Genomic DNA, 19346 nt, shown 5'->3' on the forward strand with positions numbered 1-19346 from the left:
CCGCGGATGCTCCGCCGCTGGGGCCTGCCCGCGCCGGGGGACTCGAAGAAGACCCGTGGGCGTGTGATGGTCGCGGGGGGATCACGACAAGCGCCCGGTGCGCTGGTGCTCGCCGGTGAAGCCGCGTTGCGGGTCCGTGCGGGTCGGCTGGGCCTGATCGCCCCTGCGTCGATCCAGGTTCCCCTGGGACTGCGTCTTCCCGAGGCGGGCACCTTCGCCCTCGGCGACGAGGGGTCGCTCGATCACTCGACGACGGACGAGATCTCGGACGCCGACTGCGTGCTGATCGGTCCCGGATTCGACGACGCCGAGGCGACGCGCCGTGCGCTGGTCGCTGTGGTCGAGGCGATGGACCCCGCGACACCACTCGTGCTGGACGCGTTCGCCCTGGGAGTGCTTCCCGACGTCGACCGGCGATCGCTGCCATCGCAGCTCGTGCTCAATCCCAACCAGGAGGAAGCGGGCATCCTCCTCGGGCGCCCCGTCGGCGACGATCTGCGTTCGGACGCCGCAGAGATCGCCCGACGATTCGACGCCACCGTTAACTGCTACGGGACGATCGTCAGCGCGAACGGGGATTCATTCCGAGTGGATGCCGGAGGCGCCGGGCTGGCGACAGCGGGGAGCGGCGACGTGCTCGCCGGAGCGATCGCGGGATTCTGTGCGCAGGGCATGCCTGCTGAGCGAGCCGCGGTCTGGGGCAGCTGGGTGCACGCACGCGCCGGAGATCGCCTCACCCGGCGAGCAGGCCTGGGATTCCTGGCCCGTGACCTCCTGCCCGAGCTCACCGCGGCGGTCGCCGAAGTCATCGACTCGTGACCAGCGCTGCCGGTACGCGCCGGTCGGACGGGGGTGCCCGCGGTGTCAAGCCCTGCCTCTCCCTCCCCTCGCCCGTCTAGCGTCTTGGCAGGAGGTCTCCGCTTGCCCGCATCACCAATCACCGGCCGTCCGTCCCTCGCACCCGATGCGGCCGGCGAGTCGCCGTCGACACGGGTAGAACCGCCATCGGCTCCGCTCGGCGACCCCGGGGACGACCTCCCGTCGGTCCTCGCGTGGTGCGTCGATACCGGCCGGACAGCGCCCCGGGTCGGCGAAGGGGCCACGGCGGTCCTGTGGGAACTCCTCGCGGCCACGGCTCATCAGAGTGTCGCCGCGGCGCGCGTGCTCGAGCCGCACCTGGACGCGCTCGGCATCCTGGCGCAGGCCGGTACGGATGTCAGCGTCGGCCGCGACCCCTGGGACCTGCGGTCGCTGGGCGTGGACTCCCGGTCGTCGTGGGGAGTCTTCGCCGCCGAAGGCCCAGGCATGCGCGTCCAGGCGCGGGAGGGGGCATCCGGTTGGCTCCTGGACGGCACGAAGCCGTGGTGCTCGCTCGCCGCACACCTCACGCATGCGCTCGTCACGGCGTTCGTCGGAGACGAACGGCGTCTGTTCGCCGTCGCCCTCGCCGGGCAGGGCGTGTCGGCTCACGACGGCCCCTGGGTCGCGCGCGGGCTGCCGACCATCGTGAGCGCTCCGGTCGAATTCGCCGGTGCTGCCGCCGTTCCGGTCGGGGATGTCGGCTGGTACCTCCGTCGGCCCGGGTTCGCATGGGGTGCGATGTCGGTCGCCGCCTGTTGGTGGGGCGGCGCTCTGGGACTGCGCGACGCACTCGCCGAGGCCGCCGCGTCCGAGCGTGCGGACGAGGTTGCTCTCGTGCACCTCGGGAGAGCGGATGCCGCGCTCTGGGCAGCGCGGGCCGTGCTGCGCGAAGCCGCCGACCTCGTGGACCGACGCGGCACCGTGGACATGCGACTTCTCGCCGAACGCGTGCGAAGCACCGTCGTCGACGTGGCGACGGAAGTCCTCGCTCAGGCCGATGCCGCCCTCGGACCGCGGCCGCTCGTGGCAGACGAGCGGCACGCCCGGCGAGTGGCGGACCTGCACCTGTATCTGCGGCAGCACCATGGTCTGCGCGATGCGGCGCGACTCGGCCGGCTCGTGCTGTCGGACGGCACGCCGTGAGCGTCCGGTTCAGCCACCTCGATCCCGGCACGGACGAGACGTACTGGCAGGAGGCGCTCGGCGAGCACTCGATCGCCCCGATGGACGCCGACGTCGATCTTCTCATCGTCGTTGCCGCCCACCCCGATGATGAGACGCTCGGAGCCGCCGGGCTGATGGCGCGGGCGACCGGACGCGGCACACCGGTCGTGGTCGTCCTTGCCAGCGACGGCGAGGGGTCTCACCCGTCGTCGCCCACCCACTCGCCGGAGCAATTGGCGTCGCTGCGGCGGCGGGAGACCGAACATGCGGTGTCGCTGGTCGCGCCCCGAGCCGACATCCGGTTCCTCGGCCTTCCCGACGGTGAGTTGGCGGAGCACGCCGCCGAACTGCGGGCGCACCTGGTCGCCGTCGTCGATGAGGCGCCCGCTGCCGGCGCTCACCGCGTGCTGGTTGCCGCTCCCTGGTCGGGTGACGGCCACCGCGACCACCGGATCGTTGCGGAGGTGTGCGCTTCCGTCTGCGCTCCTCGCGGACTCATCCACGTGGGATACCCCGTATGGGTGTGGCACTGGGGTGGTTCGGCCGATCTGCCCTGGTCTCGGGTGATGGCGCTCCGCCTCAGCGACGACGAGGCGGAGCTGAAGCGGCGGGCCATCGCACTCCATGTGACGCAGGTGGAAGCCCTCTCACCGCGGCGGGGCGACGAAGTCCTCCTCCACGCCGGGATGCGGTCTCACTTCGAACGCGACATCGAGGTGTTCCTCCGTGAGAGCGAGGAGCCGGCCGGCTCGAACGGGCTCGACGCCGCGTGGTTCGACGCGTTCTACGACCGCAACGCCGATGACCCGTGGGGATTCGAGACGAGGTGGTACGAAGAGCGCAAGCGCGCGATCCTTTTCGCGACCCTGCCGGAGCGAGGACTCGGCGCCGTGCTCGAGCTGGGCTGTGCCACCGGCATCCTGACGGCCGAACTCGCCCTGCGCGCAGAGCGTGTCGTGGCGATCGATGCCGCTGAAGCCGCGGTGGCCCAAGCACGGAGGCGGCTGGGCGACGACCCGCGGGTCACCGTGCTGCACGCGGCCGTGCCCGACCTGTGGCCGGCCGGAGAGTTCGACACGATCGTGCTGTCGGAGGTCGGCTACTACCTCACCGGGTCGGACCTTCGCCGCCTCGTCCATCTCATCGCCGGTTCACTCAGTGAGCGCGGGTGCGTCGTCGCGTGTCACTGGCGCCATCCGGTCGCCGAGTATCCCCTCACCGGCGACGACGTGCATGACGCCCTCAACGAGCTGATCGAGTGGCAGACGCTGGTCACTCACCGTGAGCAGGACTTCGTCCTCGAGGTCTTCGCTCCGCTCACCGCGTTGTCGGTCGCCGAACGCGAGGGTCTCGTATGAAGCGCCGTGCGGTCGAGGCGATGGTCGTGGTCGTGCCCGTTCGCAATGAGGCAGAGCTGCTCGGGGCCAGCCTCGTCGCCCTCGCGTCGGCGGTGGATGCCGCGCGCGAGGCGCAGTTGCGCTGCGAGGTCCGCATCGTGCTGGATGCGTGCACCGACTCCTCTGCGGAGGTCGCCGCAGCATCGGACTTCGAGGTACTGCACTGCGACGCCGCCCGGGTCGGCGCAGCCCGGCGGCTCGGCATCGCGGCGGCACTGCGGGCGGTCGACGATCTGCCTGCCGATCGCGTGTGGATCGCCAACACCGACGCGGACTCGCGCGTGCCCGCCGACTGGCTCACGCACCAGCACGCCCTCTCGCGCGCGGCGGACATCTGGCTCGGCACCGTGCGTCCTGACTTCGACGACCTGTCGTCGATCCAGCGCGAGCACTGGGTGCGGACGCACGCGCGAGGAAGGACGAACCGCAACATCCACGGCGCCAATCTCGGACTGCGAGCTCAGTCCTACATCGACGCCGGGGGCTTCGCGTCCATCGGGGAGCACGAGGACGTCGACCTGGTCACCCGGTGCCGCGCGCTGGGTTCGGTCGCGGTCGGGAGCGACGAGGCCGAGGTCATCACCTCCGGACGATTCGTCGGGCGTGCTCCCGGCGGCTACGCGGATTTCCTTCGCCGTCAGGCTGTCGAGCTGGTCGAGGATCCGTCGAGAGAGTCGGGGTGGGAAGGAAGGACTGCTCGACCGTCGACCGGTGTGCGGTCGGCCGAGTGATGGGTTCAGTGGGCGACGTTTCCCTGTTGTAGCGGACACGGCGCGCGGTCGAGAATGACGAACATGATGTCGGACCCCCTGAACGGATCAGGAACCCTCACGCTGGTCTCGCGTCTTGCAGCGGCGTTGCCATCCTTGTCTCCGACGGAGCTCGAGGAACTTGCCGACGCGGTCGAAGCGCTCACCGACGCGATCGGTCTGCAGCGGGATTGGCCGGCGAACCGGGCTTCCCCTGCCGAGCCCACCGTTGGCAAGGCACCCACTCCTCTGCTCACGGGAGTCGACCTGTCACGCTGGAGCGAGCCTGATGACACCGGCGATGAACGGGCGGACCTGGTCGCGTGGCTCGAGTATCAGCGCCACGAGTTTCTCCGTAAGCTCCGCGACCTGTCGGCAGAGCAAGCTCGGCAATGGTCGGTCCCTCCCGTGGAGCTCTCGGTCGTGGGCCTCGTCCGCCACATGCGGCAAATGGAAGCAGGCTATCTCGGCTGGGGTCTGACCGGTGACGGTGAGCAAGACTTCTACGGCGACGACGACTACACAGGTGGATCGCTGGACAGCGTCGGCGATGATGTCCGCGGTTGGCTGGCGGAGATGGAGCGAGCGGATGCCGCGATCGGCGCCTCCTCATCGCTCGACGCGCGCGGACTCGGACATGGCCGGACGCTGCGATGGTCGCTTCTCAAGATGGTGCACGAGTATGCCCTGCATGCCGGCGAGGCGCACATGATCCGCTTCGCCGCACTCGGCGAGATGAGGCGCTGACCCATGTCGGACGCACGGCCGGTCGCCGTTGGCGCCGCCCCGTCGTGGTCGCCCGAGCAGCTGAGCACCCTTTTCGAGGCGATCGAGATCGAAGTCTCCGCGCCGCGACGCGACGGCGGTCACGGCCGCTGGACGCCGATCTGGGTCGTCGTCGCCGAGGCTGACGTGTTCGTTCGCACGTGGCACCGGCGCGAAACCGGTTGGTACGGCGGGGCAGTGAGGTCGGGGGTCGCACGCCTCCGTGTCGGCCACGCCACTGTCGATGTGATGGTCGCCGCCGTTGGCAACACGGATGCCGCGATCGTAGACGCCGCATATCGAAGGAAGTACGGCGATCTCGCAGCCCGCAGCATGGTAACCGCGGAAGCTGCGGCATCCACACTTCGCCTCACCCCGACCGGCTGAGTGCGCCTCGCGGACTCCTTGCCGACTGAAGCCAGAAACCCCAGGTCAGAGGCGAGCGCTACCGGTAGTTGATGAACTGCAGGTCGACCTCGAGGTCGGCCGCCTTGAGGATGCGGATGACCTCCTGGAGGTCGTCGCGGCTCTTCGACTGCACTCGCAGCTCGTCGCCCTGGATCTGCGACTTGACGCCCTTCGGGCCCTCATCGCGGATGATCTTGCCGATCTTCTTGGCGTTCTCCTGCGAGATGCCGTCCTTGATCGTCGAGACGATGCGGTACTCCTTGCCGCTCGCGAACGGCTCGCCCGACTCGAGACTCTTCAGCGAGATGCCGCGCTTGATCAGCTTGGACTGGAGGACGTCCAGCACGGCCTTGGCGCGCTCCTCGGTGCTCGCCTTGATCAGCAGGGACTCGCCGCTCCACTCGACGGACGCACCGGTGCCCTTGAAGTCGTAGCGCTGCTCGACCTCTTTGCGGGCCTGGTTGAGAGCGTTCTCCACCTCCTGGTGGTCGACCTTGCTGACGATGTCGAAGGAAGAATCAGCCATGCCCACCAGTCTATCCGGGCACCCCGTCGTCACCGCGAGAGGGCAAGTGCTTGGAAGCGCTTGCAGATTGGGCCATTTCGCGGTCACTCAGCGTTATTCGCAAGTCACGAACTCGTATCGATCCCCTCAATCACAGGTTGCGCTCAGGGTCGATCGTGGTAACAATGTAAGCGCTTGCAGGTTTCTGCGAGTGGAAGAACGGCCTTCAACGGTGCTCGGCGCCGGCGTAGAGGCCGGTCGAACCCATCAGCACTTCAGAGAGGCACACACCGATGAAGGTGAACAAGAAGAGCGCGCTGGCCATCAGCGCGTTCATCGCGGGTGGCGCGCTCGTGCTCTCCGGCTGCGCAAGCGGCGGAGACAACGGCGACAACGGCAGCGGCGAGAACACGGACACGACGCCCATCACGGTATGGACCGACATCGAGCGCAAGCCCGCGCTCGAAGACGTCGCAGCATCCTTCACCGAGGAGACCGGCGTCGAGGTGAAGCTCGTGACCAAGGACTTCGCCACGGTCGACCAGGACTTCATCAGCCAGGTTCCCACCGGCAAGGGCCCCGACGTCATCGTCAGCCCCCACGACAAGCTCGGCTCCTACGTGGCGGCCGGTGTCGTCGCGCCGCTCGAGCTCGGCGCCGTGTCCGACGGGTTCGCCGAGGCGGCCCTCCAGGCCATGACGTACGACGGCAAGGTCTACGGCGTGCCGTACTCGATCGAGAACGTGGCGCTCGTGCGCAACGCCGATCTCGTTGCCGAGCCGGTCACGACGTTCGACGAGGTCATCGCCAACGGCAAGGCCGCGGGCACCGAGTACCCGTTCCTCGTGGGGCTCTCGCCCGAGCAGGGCGACCCGTACCACCTGTACCCGCTGCAGACCTCGTTCGGCTCGCAGGTGTTCGCGCAGAACGAGGACGGCTCGTACGACCCGTCGCAGCTCGTGCTCGGCGACGAGGCGGGCGTCGAGTTCGCCACCGCGCTCAAGCAGTGGGGTGCCGACGGCATCCTCAACGCCAACATCGACGGCGACAAGGCGCGCGAGTTCTTCATCGCGGGCAAGTCGCCGTACTACCTGACCGGTCCGTGGAACATCCCCGCGATCGCCGATGCAGGCATCAACTACGCGATTGACCCGCTCCCCAGCGCCGGTGGCGAAGAGGCGCGTCCGTTCGTGGGCGTCAACGGCTTCTTCCTGTCGAGCAAGTCGGAGAACTCCCTCGCGGCGACCGACTTCATCGTCAACTACCTCAGCACCGAGGACGCCCAGCTCAGCCTGTTCGAGGTCGGCGGACGCCCGCCGGCACTGATCTCGGCCTACGAGAGCGCCGCTGCCGACGACCCCGACGTCGAGGCATTCGGCAAGATCGGCCAGACCGGCGCGCCCATGCCCGCCATCCCCGAGATGGGTTCGGTGTGGTCCGACTGGGGCAACGCCGAGCTCCAGCTCATCAAGGGCGAGGGTGACCCGCAGGAGGTCTGGGAGACCGCTGCGACGAACATCCAGTCCAAGATCGGCTGACAGCCGCAGTGACGGGCGGGTGGAGCTGCATCGCGGCTCCACCCGCCTCACTACCCTGATCCCAAGAACCTGCGAAACAGGAGCGTCCCTCGATGGCCGATGTGAAGTCCGCGACCAAGTCCGCGGTCCCGACCAAGTGGGGCGATGACCCGTTCCGCGCACCGAGCCGCCGGTTGACGCCGGGCGGACTGCTGGCCCTCATCGTGAAGGTCGTCCTCCTCGCGGTCATCGACGCCCTCACCGTCTTCGGTGTGTGGGTGCTCATCGCCAAGGGCGACTGGATCGCCGCCGTGCTGCTGACGCTCGTCGTCGCGGGCGTCAACTACGTCTACCTGCGTCCGGGGCTCCTGCCGGGCAAGTACCTCACTCCCGGTCTGGTCTTCCTCGCCGTCTTCCAGATCTTCGTCATCATCTACACCGGCTACATCGCGTTCACGAACGCCGGCGATCAGCACAACAGCACCAAAGAGGATGCGATCGAGCAGATCATCCTCACGTCGCAGGACCGCGTTCCCGACTCGCCCGAGTTCACTGTCGAGGTCTTCAAGCTGGCCGACCAGTTCGGGCTCCTCGTCACGGACCCCGATGGCACGACGTCCTTCGGCACGAGCGAGCAGCCCCTCGAAGAGGCATCCGGAGCCCCCGACGGCTGGGATCAGCTCCAGCTGAACCAGATCATCCGTTTCCAGGATGAAGTGCTCGCCCTCGACGTGCCCGTGAGCGACGACATCAACGACGGCACCATCCGCACCTCTGACGGCAGCAAGGCGTACGTCTACACCTCCAGCCTCGAGTACGACGAGGCCGCCGACACCTTCACCGACACCGAAACGGGTCAGGTGTACGTCGATGACGGCGAAGGCAACTTCCGGGCGGAGAGCGGTGAGACGCTCACTCCGGGGTGGCGTGTCGTGATCGGCTGGGATAACTTCGCCTACGCGTTCACGAACGAGCAGATCCGCGACCCGCTGGTGCGCGTGACGATCTGGACCTTCGCCTTCGCTGCGCTGTCGACGCTCGTCTGCTTCGCGCTCGGCCTCTTCCTCGCCGTCGTGCTGAACCACCCGACGCTGCGGGGCAAGAAGATCTACCGCGTGCTGGTGATCCTGCCCTACGCCTTCCCCGCGTACCTCACCGGCCTGGTGTGGGCGGGCATGCTGAACACCGAGTTCGGGTTCATCAACGAGGTCCTTCTCGGCGGTGCGCAGATCCCGTGGCTCGGCGATCCGTGGCTCGCCAGATTCAGCGTCATCTTCGTCAACATGTGGCTCGGCTACGCGTACATGTTCCTGGTGTGCACGGGCGCGCTGCAGTCGCTCCCCGACGACATCGTCGAGGCGGCCAAGATGGACGGCGCCGGCGCCTGGCGGATCTTCCGCTCGGTCAAGATGCCGCTGCTCTTCGTCGCCGTCGCACCGCTGCTCATCGCCACGTTCGCGTACAACTTCAACAACTTCGGCGTGATCTACATGCTCACGCGAGGCAATCCCCGGTTCACCGATACGACGCTCGACATCGGTGCCACCGACATCATGATCACGATGGTCTACAAGGTCGCCTTCGGCGGCGGCGGAGGGCGCGACCTCGGTCTCGCCTCCGCGCTCTCGATCCTCATCTTCATCATCGTGACGATCGTCGCCGTGGTCAGTTTCCGGCAGACCAAGGCACTGGAGGATCTGAACTGATGTCCGATCTCAACCGGAACGTGCGCGAGTTCGAGCGCATCGAGACGATGGGCGCGGGCGGGGTCACCGCCTTCGGCGAGAAGACGATGCGACGCACCAAGACCGACCGTCGCCGCTCGTTCAAGGCGTGGTTCGTCGACACCGGCTGGCGCCACGTCATCGCGTGGATCGCGATCGTGTTCGCCCTCTTCCCGCTGCTCTACATCCTCTCGGTGTCGCTCAACCCGATCGGCACGCTGACCGGATCGAACCAGCTGTTCCGCTCGATCGACTTCTCGAACTACGTGCGGCTGTTCACCGATCCGGACCTGCCCTACCCGCAGTGGTACGCCAACTCCCTCGTCATCGCGATCATCACCAGCGTGTTCACGGTGCTGCTGTGCGCCCTCGGCGCGTACGCGTTCTCGCGCATGCGCTTCACCGGTCGCCGCTTCGGACTCGCGACGCTGCTGGTGCTCCAGATGTTCCCGCAGCTGCTGGCGATCACCGCGATCTTCCTGCTCATGATCCAGATCAGCGACGTGTTCCCGGCGATCGGCCTCGGCACGCACGCGGGCCTCATCATGATCTACCTCGGCGGCGCTCTCGGCGTGAACACGTTCCTCATGTACGGGTTCTTCAACACCGTTCCGGTCGCGATCGACGAGGCAGCCAAGATCGACGGCGCCGGCCACGCCCGCGTCTTCTTCACGATCATGCTCCCGCTGGTGACGCCGATCCTCATCGTCATCGGACTGCTGACCTTCATCGGCATCATCGGCGAATTCGCGATCGCGAGCGTGATCCTCAACGACCCCGCGCAGCAGACCGTCGCCATCGGACTGTTCCAGCTGGTGTCGGGCTTCATGTCGCAGAACTGGGGCGTGTTCGCCGCCGGCGCGGTGCTCGCCGCCCTGCCCGTGATGGTCTTCTTCCTGGTCTCGCAGCGCTACATCGCGGGCGGTCTCGTCTCGGGCAGTGTGAAGTAGACGGATGCCGCGGGCCGCGGCATCCTGGATCCACCACAATTCAAGGGCTCTGCCATGGCATCGGCCGTGCAACCACGTCGCATCTCGGCGGCGCGTGCTGTCGACTCTTGAAAGTGATGCCATGACCCTCGTTCCCCACCACGACGGCTCGTCGCTGCACGTGTCCGACCTCGCCCCCGCCCTCGGTGACGTGGTCGCCGTCCGGCTCCGCGTTCCCGCCGGCTACGGGCCTCTCGCGGCCGTGCGCACGCGATCCAACCCCGACCACGAGCCCGAGTGGACCGACGCCGAGCCGCTCGGCTCGGCCGACGGGTGGGTCTGGTGGGAGGCGGCGGTCACCGTGCGCAACCCGCGGCACGGGTACCGGTGGATGCTGCAGCACCAGGATGGCCGCGTCGAGTGGCTCAACCAGACCGGCCTGCACCGGATCGAGACGCTCGACTCGGAGGACTTCGCGCTCGTGGCCACGCCGGCCCCGCCGGCCTGGATGGACGAGTCCGTGTTGTACCAGGTCTTCCCCGACCGGTTCGCCCGGTCGGCGAAGGCCGACACCTACCCGACGCCCGCCTGGGCGATCCCGGCGCAGTGGACCGACCCGGTCGACCCGGTCATGCCCGCGCGCTCGCAGCAGTTCTACGGCGGCGACCTCGACGGGGTGATCGAGAAGCTCGACCACCTGGCGTCGCTCGGCGTGAACCTGCTGTACCTCACGCCCGTCTTCCCGGCGGAGTCGAATCACCGCTACGACGCGGGCAGCTTCGAGCGGATCGACCCGCTGCTCGGTGGCGATGAGGCGTACATGCGGCTCATCGAGGCGGCGCATGGCCGCGGCATCCGTGTGATCGGCGACCTCACGAGCAACCACTCGGGCGACAGTCATGAGTGGTTCCGTGCGGCACTGGGTCACCCGGGCGCCCCGGAGGAGGAGTTCTACTACTTCACCGACGACGCGAACCGCGAGTACGTGTCGTGGCTGGGCTACGCGAGCCTGCCGAAGTTCGACTGGTCGTCGGAGGAGCTGCGCCGGCGGTTCGTCTCGGCCGAGGACTCGGTCGTCGCGAAGTGGCTGAAGCCGCCGTACAACGCGGACGGGTGGCGCATCGACGTCGCCAACATGACCGGCCGCCTCGGCGACATCGACCTCAACGCCGAGGTGCGGCAGCTGCTGCGCCGGACGATGCACGCGATCAACCCCGAGACGATCCTGCTCGGCGAGTCGACGAACGACGCCGTGAGCGATCTGCAGGGCGACGGCTGGCACGGGGCCATGACCTATCCGTCGTTCACGCGGCCGCTCTGGGGCTGGCTCAGCGAGCCCACCGGGAAGCCGTACCTCGATGCGACCGGCGTCGAGCTCACCGAGCCCTGGTTCTTCGGACAGCCGATCGGCGGCATCCCGCGCTACACCGCGAGCCAGTTCGCCGAATCGGTCACCCGCTTCTCGGCCGGCATCCCTTGGCGCGTTCGCCTGGGCAACATGCAGCCCCTCGACTCGCACGACACCGCCCGCTTCGCGACGAATGCCGCGCCCGGTGTGATCCCGGTCGCCGTGGGCCTGTCGCTCACGATGCCCGGGCTTCCCGTGGTCTTCGCCGGCGACGAGTTCGGACTGACCGGCATCGACGGCGAGGACAGCCGCACCCCCATGCCCTGGGGCACCGAGGGCGAACCCGACGTGGCCGAGCGGATCGCGCTCTACCGGGAACTGATCGCGCTGCGCCGGGCCCACCCCGCGCTGCAGTCCGGCGGGTTCCGCTGGCTGCACGTCGACGACGAGACGGTCGTCTTCGTGCGGGAGTCGCCCTTCGAGACGGTCCTCGTGCTCGCCTCGAAGGGCGATGCGGATGCCGCACTCCCTACCGGCGCGCTCGCCGGGGCGGCGGCGGCCGAGGCGGTCTTCGGCGATGCGCTGCTCGGCGTCGCCGACGACGGATCGGTGCTCCTGTCAGCCGACGGGCCCGCATTCGCGGTGTGGATTCTGCCCGGCGTGGCGGCGCCCGCACCGCTCACCTCCGCCGGCACAGACGAGGTGTCGCGCGGCGTGGTGGACGCCTCCGAGCCCAGCCCCGCCGACATCGTGAAGTCGGCATGACCGCCGCCGAGCGCTTCGACGCGCTGAGCCGTGGTCTGGCCGAGGGCGTGCGGGCTCGCGACGGGCTGATCGGCCTCGTGCTGCTCGGATCGGCGTCGGACGAGGCATCCCATCGCCGTGACGAGTGGTCGGATCACGACTTCTTCGCGATCACCGAGGCCGGGCGTGGCGCGCAGGTGCGGCCGGACCTCTCCTGGCTGCCCGACCAGGACCGGCTCGTGCTCACGGCGCGCGAGGGAGACATCGGATTCGCGGCGGTCTACGACGACGGGCACGTGTTCGAGTTCGCGCTCTCCGACGTGGACGAGCTCGCCGGTGCCCTCGCCGAGGACGCGACGGTGGTGGTCGACGACCCCGAGGGATCCACGGCAGGCCTCATCGAGCGCTCCCGCGCCCGCGCGTCGGCGGCGGACCGATTCGATCCCGCCAACGACACCCGGCTGCTGCTCGTCAAGCTGCTGATCGGCGTCGGGCGCGTCCGGCGCGGCGAAGTGCTGGGCGGCGGGTTCTTCATCCGGCAGTGGACGGTGCAGCTGCTGGTGCGAGCGATCCGGGGGCGCTGCGCCGAGGCATCCACGTCTCTCCGGGACACGATCGATCCCGTCCGGCGGTTCGAACAGGACTTCCCGGAGTGGGGGGCGCGCCTGGCTGCGGCGGTGGAGCAGCCGGCGGAGGACGCCGCGCGCTCGCTCTTCGACCTGGCGCGGGAGATCCTCGAGCCCGGGTGGGACGCGTTCCCCTCCGCCGCCGCGGACACCGTCGCACGACGCCTGGGGTGGAACGCCGCCGCCGTCTGATGCGGACCCGGATCGACCGGTTTCCACAGGGGCGTGACACCGAGTCGCGAATTCCTGCACACTGAGTCCCATGTCAGCGTTGACCACCATCGGCCTTCCCGTGGCCCTGGGCATCATCATGTTCGGACTCGGGCTCAGTCTCACCGCGGGCGACTTCGCCCGGGTCCTGAAGCAGCCGAAGGCGGTGATCATCGCGCTGCTGTGCCAGCTGATCATCCTGCCGGCGATCTGCTTCGGCCTCGTGCTGGCCTTCCAGCTGCCACCGGTGCTCGCCGTCGGCATGATGATGCTGGCCGCGTCGCCCGGCGGCACCACCGCCAACCTGTACAGCCACCTGTTCCGCGGCGACGTCGCGCTGAACATCTCGCTGACCGCCGTGAACTCGGTGATCTCGGTGGTGACCCTGCCGATCATCACGAACTTCGCGATCATGTACTTCGATCCGTTCGACAGCCAGCTCGGCATGCAGTGGTCCAAGGTGCTCGAGGTGTTCGCGATCGTGCTGGTGCCCGTCGCGATCGGCATGCTCGTGCGCCGCTTCTGGCCGGGCTTCGCCCGAGCCATGGACAAGCCGGTCCGCATCGCATCGGTCGTGATTCTCATCGTGGTCATCGCCGGGGCGGTGGCGTCGAACTGGACGCTGCTCGTCGAGAACTTCGCCCGCCTGTCGCTCATCACGATCGTGTTCTGCGTGATCAGCCTGACGATCGGCTACCTGGTGCCGCGGTGGCTCCGGATCGGCAAGCGCCAGGCCATCGCCGCGTCGTTCGAGATCGGCATCCACAACGCCACCCTGGCGATCGTGATCGCCCAGACGGTGCTCAACTCGGTCGAGCTGAGCCTCCCCGCGGCGGTGTACGGCGTGCTGATGTTCTTCATCGCCTTCGGATTCGGATTCCTCATCCGTGACCGCTCCGCCGCGGCCGACGCCCTCGAGCCGGCCGACGACGCCGCCGAGACGGCCTCCCCGGCCTGAAGACCCGGCAGGGAGCGAGAGCGCCGGAAGCGGGTGTACCGGGGTCGTCCGTCGTTCGTAGACTGAGACGGCCGAGGAGGTGCCAATGCGCCCACTGACCGAAGACGATGTGCGTGCATCGTTCGTGAATGCCTCACCCGATGAGCTGCGGATCGTCGCGCTGCCGACGGACTTCCTGCTGGCCGATTGGGATCACCTCGACTTCTTCGCCTGGCGTGATCCGCGCACACGCGGACGCGGATACGTGATCGCGGAGATCGACGGCGACGTGAGAGGGGTCGTGCTGCGGTCGGCCGACGGCACGTCCCGCGCCAGGTCGGCCATGTGCGACCTCTGCCACACCACGCAGCCGGCGGACCAGGTGACGCTGTTCACGGCGCGCAAGGCCGGCGAGGCGGGCGAGCACGGCGACAGCGTGGGCCGGTACATCTGCGCCGACCTGTCGTGCCACGAGAACGTGCGGCTCGCGATGCCATTGGCGCCGAACGAGGTGCGGGCGAGCGTCGACCGGCGCATCGACGGCACCCGCCGACGCACCGAGGCGTTCGTCGAGCGCGTGGTCGAGACCGCCGGAAGCCGCCGATGACCCGGGTGGTGGTGGTCGGCGATGCGCTCGTCGACGAGCTGCGCGACGACAGCGGCGTGCGGGAGTTCGTCGGGGGAGCGGCGCTCAACGTGGCGGTCGGCCTGACGCGGCTCGGCGTTCCCGCGACGCTCGTGGCGATGGTCGGCGCGGACGAAGCCGGCGTGCACATCCGCTCCTACCTGAAGGACTACGGTGTCGAGCTCCTCGCCACTCCGTCGATCCACGGCACCGCCCGCGCCGTGAGCACGAGAAGCGGCGGCGGCGAGCCCGAGTACGTCTTCAACGACGCCGCCAAGCAGCGCCGGATCCGCTTCGGCGACGACGAGCGGCAGGCGATGGCGGATGCCGCGCTCGTCGTGGCGAGCTGCGTTGCGTTCGACGACGCCGAGCAGGCGGAGGAGCTCGCCGAGGCGGTCGCCGCGGCGGGGGTGGGCGTCGCGGTCGACCCGAACCCGCGCTCCGGGATGCTGCACGACAAGGACGAGTTCGTGCGCGGGTTCGAGCGACTGGCCGCCGGCGCCGCGCTCGTCAAGGTCGGGGAGGACGACGCCGCGCTGCTGTACGGCACGCCGCTCGACGCCCTGCGCGCCCGGCTGGTGGATCTGGGCTGCGCCGCCGTGCTCGCGACCGAAGGCGCCGCCGGCGCGACGATCGAGTCGGGCGACGTCGTCGTGACCGCCCCGATCTCGAACCTCCCCGGGCGCATCGTCGACACCATGGGGGCCGGCGACGCCGCGTTCGCGGCCACCGTCGCAGCGCTCGTCGACCGTACGCCGGCGGGCGACGAGGAGTGGACGCGGGTGCTGCACTCGGCAATGGATGCCGCGGCCGCGACCTGCCGGTTCGAAGGGGCGCTGCTGCGCACGCCGGCCGCGCTCGAAGGCCTCGATCTCGACCGCATCGGCACCTGAATCGGGCCCTCGGGCAGCCCTGCGGCCGGACGATTTCCAGCACCGGCGGAGACAGCGTAAGATTATGGATCGCGCCTCCGGTCGGCTGGAAAAGTCGGACGGATGCGTCTGGCGAGTTACCCAAGCGGCCAAAGGGATCTGACTGTAAATCAGACTGCTCAGCATTCGGGGGTTCGAATCCCTCACTCGCCACCACCGGAAGCGCCCCCTCGTGGGGCGCTTCTTTCATTTCCCGTGTGAGCCGCCGGGCCGAGAGGTGCACGGGGCGTCGCGCTCCTCCCGCTCGCGCCGGGCCCCGTGCCAGGATGGGCGTGCGGACGAGTGCCCGCGACAGGAGGATCGCCATGACAGTGCCCGACCCCTACGCCGCGGCTCCGCCCGCGCGCGCGGACGCTCCCGTCTCGTCGCTGCTGCGGGCCGCGATCTGGGTCGCCATCGGCGCCCTCATCGCCGCCGCGATCGTCTGTGTGATCTGGGTCCTGGTCGGTGAGCAGAACGGCATCGTCGGTCGCGCCTTCCTCACGATCCTCCTGATGGTGGCCTTCGCCGGCGTCACGATCCTCGACGCGCACCTCGCTCCGGGCCGACCGGGCTGGTTCGCGCTCGCGAGCATGGGCGTCTGGGTGGTTACCCTGCTCATCGGCGCGGTGATGATCTGGATGCCCGAGGTCGACTCGTGGGGCGGCTATTCGAGGTTCGTGCAGTTCCTCTTCATCGTGCTGATCTTGCAGCTCGCACTCCTGCACGCGCGCCTCTACACGAAGGCCTTCCAGCGTCACGACACGGCGTTCACGCGGACCGTCGCGATCATCACCATCACACTGGTGGTCGCGCTCGCCGCCCTCCTGGTCATCCCGCTCATGCTCGGCGAGTACCTCTCCTTCCCCGACATCTACTGGCGCATCGTGGTCGCTGTCGCGATCCTGGCCGCGGTGGGCACGGCGCTCATCCCGCTCATCAACGTTCTGTTCGCGCCCCGGAAGCCGCGGCCGTTCGGCGGCTACCCGGCGGCCCCCTACGGCGGGGCGCAGGGTTCGATCGCCCAGCAGCCGCAGTCCGCGCAGGCGGAGCTGCTGCCGTGGCCGACCTACGTGGACGGACGCACGCCGTTGCCGATGCTTCCCGATGGCTCCCCCGATTGGAACGCGTACTACACGGGCTATCCCACGCCGGGCGCGCATATCTTCGGCGCACCCGAGCCGGCTCCCAGCGCGCCGCAGGCGCCGACGGCACCGGCCACGCCGACTCCGTCGGGCTACGAGGGCTACCCGCCACCGCCTCCGCTGCCGCCGAGGCCGTAGCTCCGGGCCAGCTCGCCCCGGTGCGTTCGCCGGCTCAGCCGCGCAGCAGCTCGAGCGCGGCCATGGCGGCGTTGTGTCCGCCCAGCCCGCTCACCGCCCCGCCACGCCGAGCGCCCGACCCGCACAGCAGCAGCGCTTCGTGGTCGGTGGCGACGCCCCAGCGCCGGGCGGGGGAACCGAGATCCTCGTCGTCCTCGGCCCAGGGCCAGGACAGCGATCCGTGGAAGATGTCGCCGCCGACCATGCCGAGCGACTCCTCGAGATCGGCAGTGGTCCGCGCCTCGATGCAGGGCGTGCCGTCGGGCGCCTCGTAGACCAGGTCGGCGATGGGCTCCGCGAGCACGGAGTCGAGGGAGCGTTGCGCGGCCGCGAGCAAGGCCGAGCGTGCGGCATCCCGATCTCGGCCGGCGACGAGCCGATGCGGCACCTGGAGGCCGAAGAGCGTCAGGGTGTGCGCGCCCGATGCCCGCAGGTCCGGGCCGAGGATCGACGGGTCGGTGAGCGAGTGGCAGTAGATCTCTGCGGGGAGAGGGTCCGGGATGCCACCGCCCGATGCGGTGCGGTGCGCGGCGTCGAGCTGTGACAGCGTCTCGTTGATGTGGAAGGTGCCGGCGAACGCCGCCTCGGGAGCGACGCCGGTATCGCGCAGGCGCGGGAGCCGCCGCAGCAGCAGGTTCACCTTCACCTGCGCACCTTCGGGAGCGTCAACCTCCGTGTTTCCTGGAACTCCGGCCGCCGCGAGGAGGCGCGCGAGCACCGACGGGCCCACCCCGCTGAGCACGATCCGACCGCGGAGAGTCTCCGTGCGGCCGTCGAGCACCACGGCGACCTCGCCGTCGGGGCTCACGGCGGTGACCTCGACGCCGGTGCGGAGGTCCGCGCCGGCGGCACGCGCTGCGCGCTCGAGCTCGCCGCTCACACGGCCCATGCCGCCGACCGGGACGTCCCAGTCGCCGGTTCCGCCGCCGATCACGTGGTACAGGAAGCAGCGGTTCTGGCGCAGGCTCTCGTCGTCGGCCGACGCGAACGTGCCGATCAGGCCATCGGTCAGGGCGATGCCCTGCGCGATGTCGGTGTCGAGGGAGGCGCGGAGCATCTCACCGAGCGGCCGCTCGAAGAGATCCGTCCACAGCGCCGGGTCGTCCATCCGGTCGCGCACCGCACGGCGCCGGGGGAGAGGCTCGGTGACCGTCGGGAACAGCTGCTGCGCGACCGGCGCCAGACGGTCGTAGAAGGCGGCGAAGCGACCGGCCTCCGTCGTGCCGCCCGTGACCCGGGTGAACGATGCGGCGGTGGCCGAGGCATCCGCCGTGTCGATCAGAATGCCCCGCGAAGGATCGGTGGGGTCCGGCGTGTACGAGGAGTAGCGCCGACGCTTCAGGCGGATGTCGAGCCCGAGGTCACCGATGATCTGCTGCGGCAGGAGGCTGACCAGATAGGAGTAGCGCGAGAGCCGCGCGTCGACCCCTGCCCAGGGTCGCTGCGACACCGCGGCTCCGCCCACGTGGTCGAGGCGCTCGAGCACCACGACCGAGTGTCCGGCCTTGGCGAGATATGCGGCGGCGACGAGGCCGTTGTGCCCGCCTCCGACGATCACGACGTCGTGGGTTCGGATCCGGGCTGCGCTGGCCATGCGTCCACGCTAACGCCCCCGTGGCGGCCGGCCGCTAGCGTGGACGCATGGGCCTGGCACACGACCTCGAAGCACTGGCGATCGACATCGCGCGGGAGGCCGGCGAGCTCGCCCGCGTCCGCCGGACGGAGGGTGTCGCCATCGCCGCGACCAAATCCGCCCTCGCCGACATCGTCACGGAGGCGGACCGCGAGGTGGAGGCCCTCATCCGCAGGAGGCTGCGGACCGAACGCCCCGACGACGGCTTCCTGGGTGAGGAGACGGGGGCCGAGCGAGGACTGAGCGACATCACCTGGGTCGTCGACCCGATCGACGGCACCGTGAACTATGCGTACGGCATCCCGCAGTACGCCGTCAGCATCGCGGCAGTCACCGGCGAGCCGACGCCGGAGCAGTGGGAGGCCATCTCGGCCGTCGTCTTCAACCCCGCGTCGGCCGAGCTGTTCCACGCGGCGCGCGGGGACGGCGCCTGGCGGGGAGAGCAGCGCCTCGTGGTGAACGCCGAGCCCTCACCGGCTGGCGCACTGCTCGCGACCGGCTTCGGCTACGACCCCGCGACGCACGCCGGCGACCTCGAGCGAGTCGCACGAGTCATGCCCCTGGCGCGGGATCTGCGCCGAGCGGGCGCGGCGTCGCTCGACTTCGCATTCGTGGCCGCCGGACGCCTCGACGGCTACTTCGAGCGCGGCCTCCAGCCCTGGGACCACGCCGCCGGCGCCCTGCTCGTCACCGAAGCGGGGGGCATGGTGGGTGGGGGAGGCCTCGGCGGAACCGCCTCCAGCGCGCTGAGCGTCGCGTGCGGTCCGCTGCTCTTCGACCGGCTCCTGACGGCCGCGCTGGGATGAACCCGGGCGTTTCGTAAGCATTCCCTACGAAACGCCGAAACTATCCACAGGCCACATCGCATTCTCAGGTCGGCCGGAGTAGTGTTTACCCGATCGTTACCTTTGCCGCCCGAATGGCGAAGGTGGTCATTTGCCCGACGACCGTACCGTTGCCCCCCGAAGCGA

Annotated in this window: 18 protein-coding genes and 1 tRNA gene; 17 read left to right on the forward strand and 2 right to left on the reverse strand. The window is 69.4% G+C overall.

The genetic code is table 11. The features are described 5' to 3' along the window. The first annotated feature begins 6 nt into the window (after positions 1 to 6). The 6 genes from SOM19_RS04700 (at position 7) to SOM19_RS04725 (ending at position 5323) form a co-directional block, all read left to right on the forward strand. Complete coding sequence (locus SOM19_RS04700; protein WP_320485394.1) at positions 7 to 819, forward strand: ADP-dependent NAD(P)H-hydrate dehydratase; 813 nt, start codon at positions 7 to 9, stop codon at positions 817 to 819. Between the two features lie 102 nt (positions 820 to 921). Beyond that, complete coding sequence (locus SOM19_RS04705; protein WP_320485395.1) at positions 922 to 2004, forward strand: acyl-CoA dehydrogenase family protein; 1083 nt, start codon at positions 922 to 924, stop codon at positions 2002 to 2004. Beyond that, the gene (locus SOM19_RS04710; RefSeq protein ID WP_320485396.1) at positions 2001 to 3383 is read left to right on the forward strand and encodes a bifunctional PIG-L family deacetylase/class I SAM-dependent methyltransferase; all 1383 of its coding nucleotides are present in this window, start codon (positions 2001 to 2003) and stop codon (positions 3381 to 3383) included. The genes SOM19_RS04705 and SOM19_RS04710 overlap by 4 nt, the downstream gene beginning before the upstream one ends. After that, the gene (locus SOM19_RS04715; protein WP_320485397.1) at positions 3380 to 4153 is read left to right on the forward strand and encodes a glycosyltransferase family 2 protein; all 774 of its coding nucleotides are present in this window, start codon (positions 3380 to 3382) and stop codon (positions 4151 to 4153) included. The genes SOM19_RS04710 and SOM19_RS04715 overlap by 4 nt, the downstream gene beginning before the upstream one ends. Positions 4154 to 4216: 63 nt before the next feature. Further along, the gene (locus SOM19_RS04720; RefSeq protein ID WP_320485398.1) at positions 4217 to 4918 is read left to right on the forward strand and encodes a mycothiol transferase; all 702 of its coding nucleotides are present in this window, start codon (positions 4217 to 4219) and stop codon (positions 4916 to 4918) included. Between the two features lie 3 nt (positions 4919 to 4921). Beyond that, positions 4922 to 5323, forward strand: a complete 402-nt coding sequence (locus SOM19_RS04725; protein ID WP_320485399.1) for a DUF2255 family protein — start codon at positions 4922 to 4924, stop codon at positions 5321 to 5323. A 58-nt stretch (positions 5324 to 5381) separates the two neighbouring features. On the opposite strand, the gene SOM19_RS04730 is transcribed toward SOM19_RS04725, so the two are convergent. Continuing rightward, positions 5382 to 5870: a YajQ family cyclic di-GMP-binding protein gene (locus SOM19_RS04730; protein ID WP_320485400.1), complete on the reverse strand. Its 489-nt coding sequence runs from the start codon at positions 5868 to 5870 to the stop codon at positions 5382 to 5384. 272 nt (positions 5871 to 6142) lie between these two features. Here SOM19_RS04730 and SOM19_RS04735 point away from each other — a divergent pair, with 272 nt between their 5' ends. From SOM19_RS04735 to SOM19_RS04780, 10 genes are all read left to right on the forward strand, one after another. Next, positions 6143 to 7387: a sugar ABC transporter substrate-binding protein gene (locus SOM19_RS04735; protein WP_320485401.1), complete on the forward strand. Its 1245-nt coding sequence runs from the start codon at positions 6143 to 6145 to the stop codon at positions 7385 to 7387. A gap of 92 nt (positions 7388 to 7479) precedes the next feature. Beyond that, positions 7480 to 9072, forward strand: coding sequence for an ABC transporter permease subunit (locus tag SOM19_RS04740; protein WP_320485402.1), 1593 nt, complete (start codon positions 7480 to 7482; stop codon positions 9070 to 9072). An 86-nt stretch (positions 9073 to 9158) separates the two neighbouring features. Then, the gene (locus tag SOM19_RS04745) at positions 9159 to 10040 is read left to right on the forward strand and encodes a sugar ABC transporter permease (protein WP_320486661.1); all 882 of its coding nucleotides are present in this window, start codon (positions 9159 to 9161) and stop codon (positions 10038 to 10040) included. Between the two features lie 121 nt (positions 10041 to 10161). Then, positions 10162 to 12132 (forward strand): glycoside hydrolase family 13 protein, encoded by a 1971-nt coding sequence (locus tag SOM19_RS04750; protein ID WP_320485403.1) that lies wholly within the window; start codon positions 10162 to 10164, stop codon positions 12130 to 12132. Further along, entirely contained in the window at positions 12129 to 12929 is an 801-nt protein-coding gene (locus SOM19_RS04755; RefSeq protein ID WP_320485404.1) for a hypothetical protein, read from the forward strand. The genes SOM19_RS04750 and SOM19_RS04755 overlap by 4 nt, the downstream gene beginning before the upstream one ends. A gap of 70 nt (positions 12930 to 12999) precedes the next feature. Further along, positions 13000 to 13905 (forward strand): bile acid:sodium symporter family protein, encoded by a 906-nt coding sequence (locus SOM19_RS04760; RefSeq protein ID WP_320485405.1) that lies wholly within the window; start codon positions 13000 to 13002, stop codon positions 13903 to 13905. An 85-nt stretch (positions 13906 to 13990) separates the two neighbouring features. Next, positions 13991 to 14491 (forward strand): FBP domain-containing protein, encoded by a 501-nt coding sequence (locus SOM19_RS04765; RefSeq protein WP_320485406.1) that lies wholly within the window; start codon positions 13991 to 13993, stop codon positions 14489 to 14491. After that, positions 14488 to 15402, forward strand: coding sequence for a PfkB family carbohydrate kinase (locus tag SOM19_RS04770; RefSeq protein ID WP_320485407.1), 915 nt, complete (start codon positions 14488 to 14490; stop codon positions 15400 to 15402). Before SOM19_RS04765 ends, SOM19_RS04770 begins: the two co-directional genes overlap by 4 nt. A 110-nt stretch (positions 15403 to 15512) precedes the next feature. Next, a tRNA-Tyr gene (locus tag SOM19_RS04775) sits at positions 15513 to 15597 on the forward strand. A gap of 149 nt (positions 15598 to 15746) precedes the next feature. Continuing rightward, positions 15747 to 16703, forward strand: coding sequence for a hypothetical protein (locus SOM19_RS04780; protein ID WP_320485408.1), 957 nt, complete (start codon positions 15747 to 15749; stop codon positions 16701 to 16703). A 34-nt stretch (positions 16704 to 16737) separates the two neighbouring features. Here the strand turns inward: SOM19_RS04780 and SOM19_RS04785 are convergent, their stop codons facing one another. Beyond that, positions 16738 to 18336 (reverse strand): phytoene desaturase family protein, encoded by a 1599-nt coding sequence (locus SOM19_RS04785; RefSeq protein WP_320485409.1) that lies wholly within the window; start codon positions 18334 to 18336, stop codon positions 16738 to 16740. A 47-nt stretch (positions 18337 to 18383) separates the two neighbouring features. On the opposite strand from SOM19_RS04785, the gene SOM19_RS04790 reads away from it, so the two are divergent. Then, positions 18384 to 19181, forward strand: a complete 798-nt coding sequence (locus SOM19_RS04790; protein WP_320485410.1) for an inositol monophosphatase family protein — start codon at positions 18384 to 18386, stop codon at positions 19179 to 19181. Positions 19182 to 19346 lie beyond the last annotated feature (165 nt).

This window comes from Microbacterium sp. CFBP9034 (genome assembly GCF_034045255.1).
Lineage (GTDB): Bacteria > Actinomycetota > Actinomycetes > Actinomycetales > Microbacteriaceae > Microbacterium.